This is a genomic window from Arthrobacter sp. SPT-J7, from assembly GCF_059089965.1.
Window position 1 is genome coordinate 1 of record NZ_JBNHFF010000572.1, and the last position, 455, is coordinate 455.

1 protein-coding gene is annotated in these 455 nt (G+C 66.4%); it reads right to left on the bottom strand.

Features of this window, described 5'->3' with window-relative positions:
• Nucleotides 1-455 (bottom strand): SCO1664 family protein (locus tag AC5RWX_RS34320; RefSeq protein WP_494100584.1); only part of this gene is annotated, 455 nt, incomplete at both ends.

Consider the following 455-nt stretch of genomic DNA (forward strand, 5'->3'; position numbering starts at 1 on the left):
GCTCGGAGCCGGGAACCGGCCCGCCAAGCGCAATCGGGCGCAGCGCACGGCGACCGACGCAACTTCTTCGGCGCTGAGCAGGTCCGCCAGGTTTCGGCCCAGCTCACCGTCCAGTCCTGCGTTGACACGTTCGATGCCCTCAAGTTCCTCGACGGTCAGCGCGTCTCCCAGCCACCCCCACAGCACCGTGCGCAGCTTGTGGTCACGGTGAAAGGTAAGCCCATGGTCCACGCCGTGCCGGTGCCCGTCCGTCATGGCAAGGATGTGGGCGCCTTTGCGGTCGGCGTTGTTCACGACGACGTCGAACACCGCCATGCGTCTCAGTGCCGGGGTGTCCTCATGGACGAGGGCGACCATCCGTCCCTCCTCATCCTGACCCTCGAGGACGTGTTTCCAACCGCTTTCCGGGACGTCGTCCGTTGAGACGAGGTCCACCGCGTTCTGGTCGGGGTCAG